This window comes from Bacteroidales bacterium (assembly GCA_012519055.1).
GTDB lineage: Bacteria > Bacteroidota > Bacteroidia > Bacteroidales > Salinivirgaceae > JAAYQU01.
Genome location: JAAYQU010000045.1, coordinates 238,286 through 252,044, shown reverse-complemented (window position 1 = coordinate 252,044; position 13,759 = coordinate 238,286). Strand labels below are relative to the sequence as shown.

The following is a 13,759-nucleotide window of genomic DNA, read 5'->3' as shown; positions in this document are numbered from 1 at the left end:
ATATAAATGAAAGACATAGCCTTACATATATTAGATGTAGCGAACAACTCTGTTAGTGCAAAATCACTGCTAACAGAAATCACTATTGACGAACAGCCCGAAGCTAACACCTTGACTGTTACCATAAAAGATAATGGAAGGGGAATGTCTGAAGAGATTGCAAAAAGAATAGTTGATCCTTTCTACACAACACGAACAACCAGAAAAGTTGGATTGGGAATCCCTTTGTTCAAACAAAATGCTGAGAAAACAGGAGGATATTTAACTATTGAATCAAAAGAAGGTGTAGGCACAACAGTTGTTGCAATGTTTGTATACGACAATATTGACAGACCCCCTGTAGGAGACATTGCGGGAGTTATGACAATTCTCATTACAGGAAATCCAGAAATTGATTTTATTTATACGCATGTATTTAAAGAAAAAACCATTACCTTTGATACTCGTGAAATAAAAGAGGCATTAGAGGGTACGCCTATCAATAACCCCCAGATAGTGAAATACTTAAGAGAAATGTTTGAAGAAAACATTCATGATATAATTAACAATAATTCAAATTAATAAAAACAAACAAAAATGGCTAAAGTAAAATCATTGGCTGACCTACGTAAAATGAAGGAGGACCTTCAAGCTAAGGTACACCTTCGTGAAAAAGGCGACAATTATGAAAGCCTTGTACAAGTAAAAGTTGGCATGGGCACAAGCGGAATTGCATCAGGTGCCAAAGAGACATTCAACTTCTTTATAGAAGAACTAGAAAAACGAAGTATTGAAGCCGTGGTAACTCAAACAGGTGATATGGGCTACAGCTTTGCTGAACCAACTGTTGAAGTTACACTACCAGGCAAAGACCCAATTGTATTTGGCGGCGTAAATACCAAAAAAGCTGACCAAATTATTGAGTCATACATTAAGAATGGAGAATTGGTTGAAGGTATTCTACCAGAAAACTACGATACTATTGATAACAAATAACGGAGGAAACGCAACATGGCAAAATACTCGATGCATATTTTAGTATGCGGTGGCACAGGTTGCCGAGCATCCGAAAGTGCTGCAATAACTAAAAACTTCAAAAAACAAATTGAAGAAAACAACCTTAGCAATACCGTACAGGTTATCGAAACAGGTTGTTTTGGATTCTGTGAAAAGGGTCCTATTGTTAAAATTATGCCCGACAATACTTTTTACGTACATGTAAAACCAGAAGATACGAAAGAGATAATTGCCGAACATATTATCAAAGGACGTAAAGTTCCGAGACTTCTTTATGTTGATCCAAACAAAAAAGAGACAATTGAAGACTCAAAACACATGGGTTTCTATCGCAAACAGTTACGTATTGCTCTTAGAAACTGCGGATTTATTGATCCTGAGAACATTCAAGAGTACATCGGTCGCGAAGGATACGAAGCATTGGCTCGCTGCCTTACAGAGATGACTCCACAAGACGTAATCAAAATAATTAAAGATTCGGGCTTACGCGGACGTGGCGGTGCAGGCTTCCCTACTGGTCTAAAATGGGAATTTACAAGCAAATATCAAGCAGACCAGAAATATGTTGTTTGTAATGCTGACGAGGGCGACCCCGGCGCATTTATGGACAGGTCAATCCTTGAAGGTGACCCACACTCAGTTATTGAAGCAATGGCTATTTGCGGATATTCAATTGGTGCAACAAAAGGTTTAATTTATATCCGTGCAGAATATCCATTAGCAATTAAACGTCTGCAAATTGCAATTGCTCAAGCACGTGAATATGGCTTGTTAGGTAAAGAAATTCTAGGAAGTAAATTTGATTTCGATATTGAGTTGAAATATGGTGCTGGAGCATTTGTTTGCGGTGAAGAAACAGCATTAATTCACTCAATGGAAGGTAAACGTGGTGAACCTACCGTAAAACCACCATTCCCCGCAGAATCAGGATATTGGGGCAAACCAACAAACGTTAACAACGTTGAAACATTTGCAAATATTCCTGTAATTATTCAAAAGGGAGGCGCATGGTTCAGATCAATTGGTACTGAAAAATCTCCAGGAACAAAAGTATTTGCTCTTGCAGGAAAAATCAACAACGTTGGTTTAATTGAAGTACCAATGGGCATCACACTTCGTGAAGTTATTTACGAAATTGGTGGCGGAATCAAAGATGGTAAAAAATTCAAAGCTGTTCAAACAGGAGGTCCATCGGGCGGTTGTTTAGCCGAAAAACACCTTGACACACCAATAGAATTTGACACCCTTGTTGCAGCAGGCTCAATGATGGGTTCAGGCGGTATGATTGTTCTTGATGAAGACGACTGTATGGTTTCGGTAGCTAAATTCTATCTTGAATTTACAGTTGAGGAGTCTTGCGGTAAATGTGCTCCATGTCGCGTAGGAAACAAACGTATGCACGAAACGCTTGGCAAAATTTGTAAAGGACACGGAACAATGGAAGATTTGGAACTTCTACAAAATATGGGTCGTGTTATAAAAGACACCGCTCTTTGTGGATTAGGTCAAACCTCTCCTAACCCCGTATTATCATCATTGGACAACTTTTGGGATGAGTACGAAGAGCACGTAAACGAGAAAAAATGTCGTGCCGGTTCATGTAAAGAGTTAATGCAATATTTCATTAATCCTGATAATTGTACCGGTTGTACAGCATGTGCACGCGTATGTCCGGTTGGAGCCATTACAGGCGAACGCAAACAACCACACACCATAAATCAAGATTTGTGTATCAAGTGTGGAGCATGTATTGAGAAATGTAAATTTAACGCTATATTCATACAATAGGAGGAAATTGACAATGCAATTTGTAAAACTTACGATAGATAACAAACAGGTCGAGGTACCTGTTGGAACAACAATCTATAAAGCAGCACGTAAACTAGGGATAGATATTCCGGTTTTGTGTTATATGAATCTAGAACACTTGGGTATCGAAAATAAACCAGCTGGTTGCCGTATATGTGTTGTAGAAGTCGAAGGACGCCGTAATTTAGCTCCATCATGTTCAACAGATGTTACTGAAGGCATGGTGGTTCGCACAAACACAATGCGCGTTTTAAATGCACGTAGAACAGTTCTAGAGTTTATACTCTCTAATCACCCGAAAGATTGTTTAACTTGTCCAAAATCTGGAAAGTGCGACTTACAAAATTTAGCAATTAAACTTGGTGTTAGAACTATTCATAATGAAGAGATAGCCGAAATGTCAAAACATAAAACCGACTACTCTCCTTCAATTATTCGAGACCTTGATAAATGTGTAATGTGTCGTCGTTGTGAAACTATGTGTAATACAGTTCAAACTGTAGGTGCATTAAGTGCTGTCAACCGCGGATTTACTTCTGTTGTTGCCCCTGCATTTGAAATGGACTTGATTAAGTCTAGTTGTACATATTGCGGACAGTGTGTTGCTGTATGTCCAACAGGAGCATTAACTGAGGTTGATCATACTCCAAGACTTATTCGCGCACTTGCAGATAAAAAGAAAACTGTTGTTGTACAAACAGCTCCTGCAGTTCGCGCAGCTTTAGGGGAAGAGTTTGGAATGCCAGCAGGTACATTGGTAACTGGTAAAATGGCTGCTGCATTACGTCGTTTAGGTTTTGATTACGTATTCGACACCGACTTTGCTGCAGACTTAACCATTATGGAAGAAGGTACCGAGTTGCTCAGCCGATTAACTAAATTCTTGAATGGCGAACCAACTAATCTACCTATCTTAACATCATGCTGTCCAGGTTGGGTTAATTTCTTTGAACAACAATTCCCAGATATGCTTGATATTCCATCAACAGCACGTTCGCCACAGCAAATGTTTGGAGCCATCGCAAAAACTTACTTTGCTGACAAAATTGGTGTAAAACGTGAGGACTTGATTGTTGTATCAATAATGCCTTGCTTGGCGAAAAAATATGAGTGTCAACGTGATGAATTTAAAACAGACAATAATCCTGATGTTGACTTCTCAATATCAACACGCGAGTTAGCTCACTTGATTAAAGAAGCTAACATGGACCTAAATAATATGCCTGATGAAGATTTCGATAGTCCACTTGGAGAGTCAACAGGTGCAGCTGCTATCTTTGGTGCAACTGGTGGTGTTATTGAGGCAGCATGCCGTACAGCTTATGAAGTATATACAGGAAAAAAACTTGAAAAAGTTGATTTTGAACAACTTCGTGGCCTTGAAGGAATCCGTTCTGCATCAATTGATTTTAACGGCTTCAAAGTTAATATAGGTATTGCTCACGGTTTAGGTAACGCAAGGAAACTGTTAGAAGAAATCCGCGCAGGAAAATCAGAGTTTCACGCAATTGAAATTATGGCATGTCCTGGTGGATGTGTAGGCGGTGGTGGTCAGCCATTACATCATGGTGATTCTGAAATACTTACAAAACGTGCAGCAGCTCTTTATCGTGAAGACGCTAACAAACCAATCCGTAAGTCACATGAGAACCCAATGATTATTGAACTTTATGAAAAGTTCTTAGGTAAACCAATGAGCGACAAAGCGCACCATTTATTGCATACGCACTATCAGGATAAATCTCCTAAGATTAAAACAAAAAAATAATTTAAAAGAATCCGATTTAATAAATAACGATATGGCTGAATTAAAAGTTGCGTTAAAACACGCAGAAGTTGAACAATTAATAGATGTATGTCGCGAGTTTAACAACAACCCCGGCGAATTGATCAACGTGCTTCATCGTGCACAAGGAATTTTCGGTTACCTGCCGGCAGAAGTTCAGGAAATAATTGCTCGCGAACTGAATATACCTGTTGCAAAAGTTTACGGAGTTGTTACGTTTTACTCGTACTTTACAATGATACCTCGCGGTAAAAACCCAATCTCAATTTGTACAGGAACAGCATGTTATGTACGAGGTGCAGAAAAGGTTTTAGCCGAGTTCAAACGAATACTTAAACTTGATGTAGGCGAAACATCAGCAGATGGTGAATTTTCACTCAACTGCCTTCGTTGCGTAGGCGCATGTGGTCTCTCTCCTGTTGTAGTTGTAGGCGACAAAACCTATGGACGTGTTTCTCCCGACCAAGTAAAAGAGATTCTAAAAGAGTACGGATACGAAGCAAAATAAGTTTTGTAACTGCCTATAAATAAATGTTATAGGTTTTGATAAAAAAATCCACTAATTTTTTAAGTTAGTGGATTTTTTTACAATTAGAGATGTACAGTTACGAGTTACGAATTACGAATGGAACACAGATGACGTAGATATAACGGATTTTTCACAGATTTTTATCCGTGTAAATCTGTTTAATCTGTGTGTTCTGTGTCCTATTCATTCGTAATTGATTTCTTACGCTTTTTTAACAAACTCCGATTTCAGCGCCATAGCACCAAATCCATCAATTTTGCAATCTATATTGTGGTCGCCGTCGGTTAGGCGAATGTTTTTTACTTTAGTGCCAGCTTTTATTGGACGTGGCATTCCTTTTACTGGTAAGTCTTTGATTACTACTACCGAATCGCCGTCTTGTAGCTCATTGCCATTGGCATCAAACACTTTGCTTGCATGCTCTTGCGCGGCTTTTAGTTCTGCCGGATCCCACTCGAAAAAACATTGTGTACACGCCCAAAGTGCACCGCTTTCGTAGGTATATTCTGACTTACATTTAGGGCAAATGACTGCTTTACTCATAATATTTTGAAAATCTGTGTGTTAATAAATTGGTTGTAAAGATAAGGATTATTTGGATACCCATATGTCTTTATGTAAATTTGAAGTTGTACTTCAAATTTACATAAAAAGAACAAATTACTTATTTATCAAGTTCCTTACACAACATCAACGGGTTCTTCCCTATTTTCTGACGAAACCGCTACCTGTGCATTCCTAATCATAAAATGTAAACGATTATAAATGTTGGCTTCGCTCATTCCGCTGTCGAAATCTAAAAACAGTAGGTTCATATTGGGATAGAGTTCTTTTGTTCTTTTCTCTATTCCTTTGGAAATTACGTGATTAGCTATACAGCCGAACGGTTGCAAACTGATTACGTTGTTTATTCCGTTGTGTGCGAATTCTGAAAACTCGGCAGGAATGCTCCACCCTTCGCCAAATTGAGCGTTGGTACTTATTATTTTTGATGCATGTTTTGCATCTTCGTGAACGTTGGAAATTGGGAAATAGAACGGATAATGGGAAATTTTAGATTCCATCTTACGGATAATTCTGTAAACCAATTTCTCTACAAAATTCATTACAAACTTTGGCGTAGTGCGCTCTTCAATATTTCCTTTAATTCTGGCTTCACTATTGGCGAAAGCAACAATAAAAAACTTGGTTAGTGGCGGTAAAATAGCTTCTACTCCTTGCTCGACAAGCCAATTAACAACGTGCTTATGACCAAAATCGTTGTATTTTACATAGATCTCCCCTACTACACCTATTCTTGGAATCTCTTTCTGGTTGTTGATACTCAAAAACTCATCTGCTGCCTGTTCAGCCAAATGATAAAAACGACTAGCGCGACTGTTTTTTCTGAGAGCCTCTACTCCTAATTCTAAATACTTATCTCTCAAGCGTTTTGCTCCGCCTATTTCTGTTTCTCTGGGTGCCGTTGAGTAATAAAACTGTGATAGACAGTCAGCATAAACCATTGCACATAAAATGGCACGAACACACTTTCTCCAGTTTATCTCAAAGCCTGGCTGATAGTTCAATCCTGCTGTGGTTGAGACAGTTACAACAGGAATATCTTCAAATCCTGCAGCTATCATTGCTTTTTTTATCAAGGCTACATAGTTTGTTGCTCTGCACTGCCCGCCGGTTTGAGTTACTGCCAATGCTATTTCATTTCTGTTGTATTTGCCACTCTCTAAGGCTTTCATTAAGTCTCCTACAACTAAAGTAGCAGGGTAGCAAATCTCATTGTTGGAGTATCGCAATCCATATTCAACTGATTTTAAGTCGCTTGGTGGTAGGTTTTCCATTTTATAGCCAATTAACTCAAAAGCAGCAGGAAGAAACGGCGAATAGAAATCTCCAAACCACGGTCCGAGAAGCGTTCTACGTCTATCCTCTTTCTCGAAAGGTGGCGTGTGTACAGCGATATCTTTTTCGTAAACCTTGTCCTCGTGTTTAAATTTCAAGCTCTCGATAAGCGAGCGTATTCTTAAACGAGTAGAACCGATATTGTTAATGTCATCTACCTTTATTATCGTTGCGTTTTTGCCTTTGCGGTGTAAGATGTCATTTACTTCATCGAGAATAAAGGCATCGGGACCACAACCGAATGAGGTTATTTGAACGTAATGTACATTTTGTGGCGCTCTGTTTGCAGTCCATAGTGCAGATTTGAAAATTCGGTTGGTGTAAGCCCACTGCATAATGCTTTGCACATCTTCAGGGTCGGCTTGCAGATGACGAACAACGTCTTCTGTGATTACATCTGCTCCAAAATCAGCTACTAAATCGGAAATCTTGTGCTGTATCAATGGGTCGATATGGTACGGTCGCCCTGCAAGCAGTATAACTAAACGATTTTCTGCAACAGCCTTGTCTAAAATCTCGTTTGAACGTCTGTTTAGTTGCTCCTCATAGGTTTGTTGAGCTATTAGGGCGTTCTCGAATGCTTTATTGATTTTTCTTGTATCTATTTCAGGTATAAGAGTTTTGATATACTCTACGCACGATTTACGCATCAACTTTTTATCGGCAAATGTAAATGTGGGCGAGTCAACAGGAATTCCGAACTTTTCCTGTGGATTGATAGCACTTTTAATAACATCTGAGTAGCCTGTAACAATCGGACAGTTGTAGCTGTTATTGGTCTTTTCGTCCTCTTTGTTTTCAAAAACCACGTAAGGTATAAAAATTCTGTCAACCCTTTTGTCAACCAAGTTGTAAATATGTCCGTGTACGAGTTTTGCGGGAAAGCAGATATTATCAGCCATTACCGTGCCAATGCCTGTTTCGTACATTGCCATAGTGGATTTATCGGAAAGCACGATTCTGATTCCGCACTCGGTTAGCAAGGAGTGCCAAAAGGGATAGTTTTCGTACATCCCCAATGTGCGAGGAACTCCAAGAGTGATTTTTCCATCTTCCAAAACAGCGCGATTGAACAGCAAATCGTATTTTTCGGTGTGCTGATTTGCTCCCTTTACAGTGGCTTCACCTGAATTGTTGAATATTTTTTCGCATTTGTTGCCAGAGTAAAATTTATTGTCGTTATCGAATTTGAATTGGGTAACTGTGCAATTATTTTCGCATCCTTTGCAAACTGTTTTTCTTTCGGAATACTCTTTCAGCTCGGAAATGGTTGCCAATTTTACCGTAGTTGTTTGACCCATTTCAAACTTTTTACTTGCGTACTTGGCAGCACCGTAAGCTCCCATCAGTTCGGGATAATCGGTAACCATAACCTCTTTACCTAATTCTAACTCCAATGCACGAATTACGGACAAATTTCTAAACGTGCCTCCTTGCACCATTATATGGTTACCTAACTCTTTGATATCTTTGAGTTTCAATACTTTATTCAGACAGTTCTTTACGATAGAGTAACCTAATCCTGCTGAAATATCTGCTACGGAGGCTCCTTCACGCTGTGCTTGTTTCACTTTGGAGTTCATAAAGACAGTGCAACGTGTACCTAAATCGCACGGATGCTTGGATTTCAGAGCTATTTTTGAAAAATCGGGGACTGAATAGTTGAGCGAATTGGCGAAAGTTTCAATAAATGAGCCACAGCCCGAAGAGCACGCTTCGTTGATTTCCAAGCGTTTAATAACTCCATTTTCTATAAAAGTGGCTTTCATATCTTGCCCGCCGATATCCAAAATGAAAGAAACATCTTTGTTGAAATGGTGGGCACTCATATAGTGAGCAATCGTTTCGACCATGCCCGAATCGAGATGGAACGCTTTTTTGACTAAATCTTCGCCGTACCCAGTCACACAGCTACCGAGTACATTCATCTCTATTCCAGCATCTTGCGTTTGTTGGTAGAGTTTTTGCAATCCAACAGCTACGGCTTGTAGCGAAAGTCCTTTGTTTTTAGTGTAATAGTCGTAAAAAACGTTTCCTTTTTCGTCAGTTGCGATAATTTTCGTTGTAGTGGAACCGCTGTCGATACCGATAAAACAGTTTGGGTTTTTAATGTCTTTAATGTCTATTTTAGGAAGTTTATATCTTTCCTTTGATTTTAGCCATTCGGCGTACTCATCATTATCTTTGAAAAGGAGTTTTAATTGAGTGTGAACACTTTTGATAACTCTTTTTACCTCCCTGTTGAATATTGAGATATATTCAGAGAGCGGCTTGCTCTCTTGCTGGTCGCTTGCAACGATAGCTGCGCCCCAAGCCGGAATTACTTCTGAGTTTTCTGAAATCACAATTTCAGAGCTATCCATTTTCATTTCCTCAATAAATGCTTTTCGCAGTGATGGGATAAATGTAAACGGACCTCCGCAAAGGAAAACCTTAGCCTCAGGTTCGTAACCTCTTGCTAAAGAGGTTATTACTTGCATACTTACTGCTCTGAAGACAGAAGCAGCTATATCGGCTTTACTGGCATTTCTGGCTAAAAGATTTTGTACGTCTGTTTTGGAAAAAACGCCACAGCGAGAGGCTATCGGATAGATTGTTTCGGATTGCTCTGCCAATAAATTAAACTCATCAATATCGACATTGAGTAACGTAGTCATTTGGTCTATAAATGAGCCTGTACCACCTGCGCAACTTCCGTTCATTCGCATGTCGGGAGTTTTACCGGGCTTAAAGAAAATCATTTTGGAGTCTTCGCCACCTATATCTACAAATGTCTTTATATCAGGAAATTGGCGTAAAATGACTTCACAAGAGGCTACCACTTCTTGGACAAAAGGGACTTTATAACGTTCTGCTACTCCCATTCCAGCAGAGCCAGTTAAACAGAACTTGACAGGGCAATCGCCAATTTTATCCAATATATCAGATAAAATCTCTTTCAAATTTCCCAGAACATCGGCGTAATGTCGGCGGTAATCCTTGTATATGATTTGATTTTGTGAATCGGTTACTACTACCTTAATAGTCGTAGAGCCTGCATCTAATCCTATATTGATTGGCTGTTTTTGGGGACTATTTTTAGGAGAATTATGTGATAAATTCATAATGTTTGCCGTGACAATTGACTCATCTTGTGTTGATTAATGGTCTTTACACGAAAATTTTATTGTTACGACGAATTTAATGATTTTATTTAAGGTTGCAAAATTAAAAATGAGACTGTCTTCACTTTGATATACCATCTTTTATTATATCTATGCCTATATATCAGATGTTTCTGCTTTCACTCAAATAGCCACTATTAAAGAAAACTTTTTATTTTATTCTCTTCTTTATATATTTCTCAAGAATATAATTGAATTCCAATGGATTATCATAATTTGCATTGTGCGAAGCGTTTTTTATTACTTTCAATTTTGCATTTACCGTGTTTGCCCAATGCTGATTATATTTTGCAACTAACCCAACTTTATCGGACTCGCCATAGGTTAACAGAATAGGAAAATGAAACTGAACACAATTTTTAGCTCTCAAAAACTCTTGATAAACCGAATTAGTGGCATTAAGCATATTCCTTTTTCCTAAACGCACTAATGTTTGGTGCATATTTTTTTGTGTTTCTGGAGTCACAGCAACCTTTTTAGAGCAGGCTTTGCAAAAAAGTGAATAAGGATATAAGCCTGCAATAGTCGCAAAATGTTTTATCCAAAAGAGTTCTGATTTTTTGTAATATTTCAAGCCCAATGGTGTGGTTCCGATACCAACAAAACCATGCACTTTATAGGGATATTTATTAATAAATGCTTGTGCGATATATCCTCCGCCCGACTGTCCAACAAAAATTAATTTGCTTGCACACTTCTTTTCGATTATCTGATTTAGGTCAAAAGCGACATTATCGAATGTGAAATTTTGGTAAGGGATTGACTTCCCGTGCAGAGGAATATCCCATAGTAAAATTTGATATTTAGATGCAAAAAAATCAATCTGTTTTTCAAACAAAGAATGGTCTGCTGTTAGTCCGTGGCAAAAAACAACACACACATCTGAATCTTTAGGCTTTTTATTGAGCCAATAGTAAATCTCGCCATTTTCTGTTTTTATTGATTTTTCTTTTAGCATATTTATCTGTTTATCACGCTAAAATATAACTACTGAACTGTACAACCCGAAAATATTAGAGTACCTTGCAAAACGAGCTTACTATCGCTCTTATCATCTGAAACAACTACATTTACACGCTTATCACTATAACCCCCAAAAACAGAATCTATATCTGATTTAACACTCCAGTTTTCTGGAATATAAATCGTTACTCCTCCAAACACCACATCTATGTTGAGATATACTGTTGTCTCTGGCAAGGTAGTTTTCCGTAAATCAAGCACTACGCCGCCAAAAACCACATCAATTTTTCCTCCTTTAAATATAGGCTCAAGAAAAACACTTTCCGAGCCACCGAAAATAACATCTTTTACTATCCAACCGTCTGTATTACTTTGCTTATTGACGATATCATTTCTAAAGGGAACTTTTTTCTTTCTATTTATGGCAACTGCAATAATAATCATTAAACCAATAACTATCAGTAAAAGAGGCCAGTAGTTAGATGTGAATTCTTTACCTGCTTCGCCTAATATCCCCGGATAGACAGTCTCTAAGCGTGGCAAAAGAAAAAACAGGCCAAGCAATAAAAAAATAACTGAGATCAATCTTTGTCTTTTTACAAAACCAATAACCGCGAACAGGACAAAGAGCATGGGCCAAGAAAAAACAATTGATTTAAGTGCAGGATTTAGCCAGCCAATATTAAATGCAAGTAAAAGCAAACCACTCAATACCAAGACAGCACCAAGTACAATTAACAAACTGAGGGTATTATACCCTTTCTTGTTGAATATATTTTCATTCATATTTTTATACGTTTAAGTTAACTATTTAATTACAAATATTGCAAAGTTAGTTAAGTCCTTAAAGAAAAGGTGTATAACAACAATAAAATGGCGTTAAGATTTTGTTAAGTTTTTATGTATAATCACATAATTCATGAGCATTTTTCCCTTTATTAAGTTTATTGTTATAGAATAATTAAACGCATAAAGTCAATTTTCAACTATTCTTTAAACATCGGCTTTTACGAGAACTGTTAAAATATCCAGAATCGACTATTCTCACTAACAAAATGATAATCGTCAAAACAGAAATACTAATAATGTAGCCAACAATTGTTTCTCTTTCAAAAAGCAGGGACATATATGCTAAATTGATAAACGTATGAAGTAAAATTGAAGGCAAAATGCTTCCTCCAGATTTATCATTCAAATAGGTCATCAATAGGCTAATAGGAATAACAGAAAGCGTAAAAATAAGATAGTGAATAACTCCAAACTGAAATATTTTTGTAAAATGCCAAAGTCCCCAAGCTAATCCAACAATCAAGGAACTCGTTAACGGTTTTATATCTGTTCTGAACGTTTTGTACAAGTATGCCCGCCAGCCTATTTCTTCGCCAATACTGCCAATAAGCGTTGTTATTACTGATAATATTATTAGTGATGGCGTAACAAAAAAAGCTGAGTTTATATACGTTTGCCCCATTGATTGTAATATTAAGTGTTGAGAACCAATACTGAGCATAGGAATAAGGATAATGAGAAGCCAAGCCCAATTAAGTTTAGGCTTTACAAAAAAAGGAATACTTTGCGAGTAACGTTTTCTGCTTATAATTGCTGCTAAAGCTGGTGCTAATTGTGCCGACATCGTTGTAATTAAAGCAGTTTCAATAAAATTAAAGCTCAGTTTTTTACAAATTAATACTGATAATCCGTATAACGCCCCTGTGAACGGAAAAACTAATAGATAGAAAAAATTAAATTTTCTGAATAGTTTTTTGTTTATCAACCTATTATCTTTACTCATAACTCTTTTCTAAAAAACATCTCTTTTTCTTTAAACAAAACAACTACAGTAATAATAAGTAGCAACAGTGTTTGAATTACTTTGCTGTCAGGATGAGTGGCAAATATCTCATTTGTAACATTCGCAGAACAATGAAATATTATTGTAATAAAAATATTTCGGTTTGTTTTGTAATACAGCCAATTCATTAATATAACAAAAACAAAAAGACTGAATACATAATTCAAAGAATACAATAACCCTTCAGCTACTACATTACTATGATAGTAATCGTCTATAAAGGAGAGCGGCAAATGCCAAAAAGCCCAGTAAAGGGAAAAAATCATGGAAGTCTTAAAAAGATTAAATCTTTGTCGTAAAGCATCTGTACCATATGTGTGCCATGCCAATTCTTCAACTACCGGTGCAAAAAGCAGAATAAACCAAGGTGAAAGTAACGATGAGGTAAAACTTGGTGAACCGGAAATGTAAAATTGGTCAAGACTATGACCAAACAACAACGATATGAGTTGAGCTAGAACCATTGAAATAAAAATCAATGTAAAAGCTAAAAAAGTATAGATATGATTAAACCCTTTTTGACTGATAAATCTTTTTTTTAGGTCATTAAATAGCTCTTTATTTGATAAAAACAGATAGGCAGCAACAAAAGTCGGTGCCAATAATCCAAGTATTGCTAACAGTGCCTGAATAAAAATTAAATAACTGTTTTGTTTCGGCAAATGACTAATATAGGCAACTGTAAACCAAAGACACCACGGGATTAACAATGATAAACCATAAAAGAAAATAGGTCTGTTGTACTTTTCAATAATCTTACT

At 37.3% G+C, this 13,759-nt stretch carries 11 protein-coding genes; 5 read left to right on the top strand and 6 right to left on the bottom strand.

What is annotated here, in order from left to right:
- Positions 1 to 6 precede the first annotated feature (6 nt).
- The 5 genes from GX311_09235 to GX311_09215 are packed head-to-tail and all read left to right on the top strand — an operon-like array spanning position 7 to position 5,099.
- A complete protein-coding gene (locus GX311_09235) occupies positions 7 to 561 on the top strand; it encodes an ATP-binding protein (protein NLK16563.1) in 555 nt (184 codons plus the stop codon).
- A gap of 15 nt (positions 562 to 576) precedes the next feature.
- The gene (locus GX311_09230; GenBank protein NLK16562.1) at positions 577 to 975 is read left to right on the top strand and encodes a (2Fe-2S) ferredoxin domain-containing protein; all 399 of its coding nucleotides are present in this window, start codon (positions 577 to 579) and stop codon (positions 973 to 975) included.
- Between the two features lie 15 nt (positions 976 to 990).
- Positions 991 to 2,784, top strand: coding sequence for an NADH-quinone oxidoreductase subunit NuoF (locus GX311_09225; protein ID NLK16561.1), 1,794 nt, complete (start codon positions 991 to 993; stop codon positions 2,782 to 2,784).
- Between the two features lie 13 nt (positions 2,785 to 2,797).
- Positions 2,798 to 4,573: a 2Fe-2S iron-sulfur cluster binding domain-containing protein gene (locus GX311_09220; GenBank protein ID NLK16560.1), complete on the top strand. Its 1,776-nt coding sequence runs from the start codon at positions 2,798 to 2,800 to the stop codon at positions 4,571 to 4,573.
- 31 nt (positions 4,574 to 4,604) lie between these two features.
- Positions 4,605 to 5,099, top strand: coding sequence for an NAD(P)H-dependent oxidoreductase subunit E (locus tag GX311_09215; GenBank protein ID NLK16559.1), 495 nt, complete (start codon positions 4,605 to 4,607; stop codon positions 5,097 to 5,099).
- Between the two features lie 222 nt (positions 5,100 to 5,321).
- Here the strand turns inward: GX311_09215 and GX311_09210 are convergent, their stop codons facing one another.
- The 6 genes from GX311_09210 to GX311_09185 form a co-directional block, all read right to left on the bottom strand.
- Complete coding sequence (locus GX311_09210; protein ID NLK16558.1) at positions 5,322 to 5,663, bottom strand: alkylphosphonate utilization protein; 342 nt, start codon at positions 5,661 to 5,663, stop codon at positions 5,322 to 5,324.
- A 137-nt stretch (positions 5,664 to 5,800) separates the two neighbouring features.
- Entirely contained in the window at positions 5,801 to 10,123 is a 4,323-nt protein-coding gene (locus GX311_09205; protein NLK16557.1) for a 2-hydroxyglutaryl-CoA dehydratase, read from the bottom strand.
- Positions 10,124 to 10,334: 211 nt separating this feature from the next.
- Positions 10,335 to 11,141: an alpha/beta hydrolase gene (locus tag GX311_09200; protein ID NLK16556.1), complete on the bottom strand. Its 807-nt coding sequence runs from the start codon at positions 11,139 to 11,141 to the stop codon at positions 10,335 to 10,337.
- 29 nt (positions 11,142 to 11,170) lie between these two features.
- Positions 11,171 to 11,932: a cell wall-active antibiotics response protein gene (locus GX311_09195; protein ID NLK16555.1), complete on the bottom strand. Its 762-nt coding sequence runs from the start codon at positions 11,930 to 11,932 to the stop codon at positions 11,171 to 11,173.
- Between the two features lie 196 nt (positions 11,933 to 12,128).
- The gene (locus tag GX311_09190) at positions 12,129 to 12,938 is read right to left on the bottom strand and encodes a CPBP family intramembrane metalloprotease (protein ID NLK16554.1); all 810 of its coding nucleotides are present in this window, start codon (positions 12,936 to 12,938) and stop codon (positions 12,129 to 12,131) included.
- A complete protein-coding gene (locus GX311_09185; protein NLK16553.1) occupies positions 12,935 to 13,750 on the bottom strand; it encodes a CPBP family intramembrane metalloprotease in 816 nt (271 codons plus the stop codon). Before GX311_09185 ends, GX311_09190 begins: the two co-directional genes overlap by 4 nt.
- Positions 13,751 to 13,759: the final 9 nt, after the last annotated feature.

What these genes read in the sequence shown, in the direction of transcription:
- GX311_09235 (NLK16563.1), top strand. Translation starts at nt 7, where the DNA reads ATGAAAGACATAGCCTTACATATATTAGATGTAGCGAACAACTCTGTT.
- GX311_09230 (NLK16562.1), top strand. Translation starts at nt 577, where the DNA reads ATGGCTAAAGTAAAATCATTGGCTGACCTACGTAAAATGAAGGAGGAC.
- GX311_09225 (NLK16561.1), top strand. Translation starts at nt 991, where the DNA reads ATGGCAAAATACTCGATGCATATTTTAGTATGCGGTGGCACAGGTTGC.
- GX311_09220 (NLK16560.1), top strand. Translation starts at nt 2,798, where the DNA reads ATGCAATTTGTAAAACTTACGATAGATAACAAACAGGTCGAGGTACCT.
- GX311_09215 (NLK16559.1), top strand. Translation starts at nt 4,605, where the DNA reads ATGGCTGAATTAAAAGTTGCGTTAAAACACGCAGAAGTTGAACAATTA.
- GX311_09210 (NLK16558.1), bottom strand. Translation starts at nt 5,663, where the DNA reads ATGAGTAAAGCAGTCATTTGCCCTAAATGTAAGTCAGAATATACCTAC.
- GX311_09205 (NLK16557.1), bottom strand. Translation starts at nt 10,123, where the DNA reads ATGAATTTATCACATAATTCTCCTAAAAATAGTCCCCAAAAACAGCCA.
- GX311_09200 (NLK16556.1), bottom strand. Translation starts at nt 11,141, where the DNA reads ATGCTAAAAGAAAAATCAATAAAAACAGAAAATGGCGAGATTTACTAT.
- GX311_09195 (NLK16555.1), bottom strand. Translation starts at nt 11,932, where the DNA reads ATGAATGAAAATATATTCAACAAGAAAGGGTATAATACCCTCAGTTTG.
- GX311_09190 (NLK16554.1), bottom strand. Translation starts at nt 12,938, where the DNA reads ATGAGTAAAGATAATAGGTTGATAAACAAAAAACTATTCAGAAAATTT.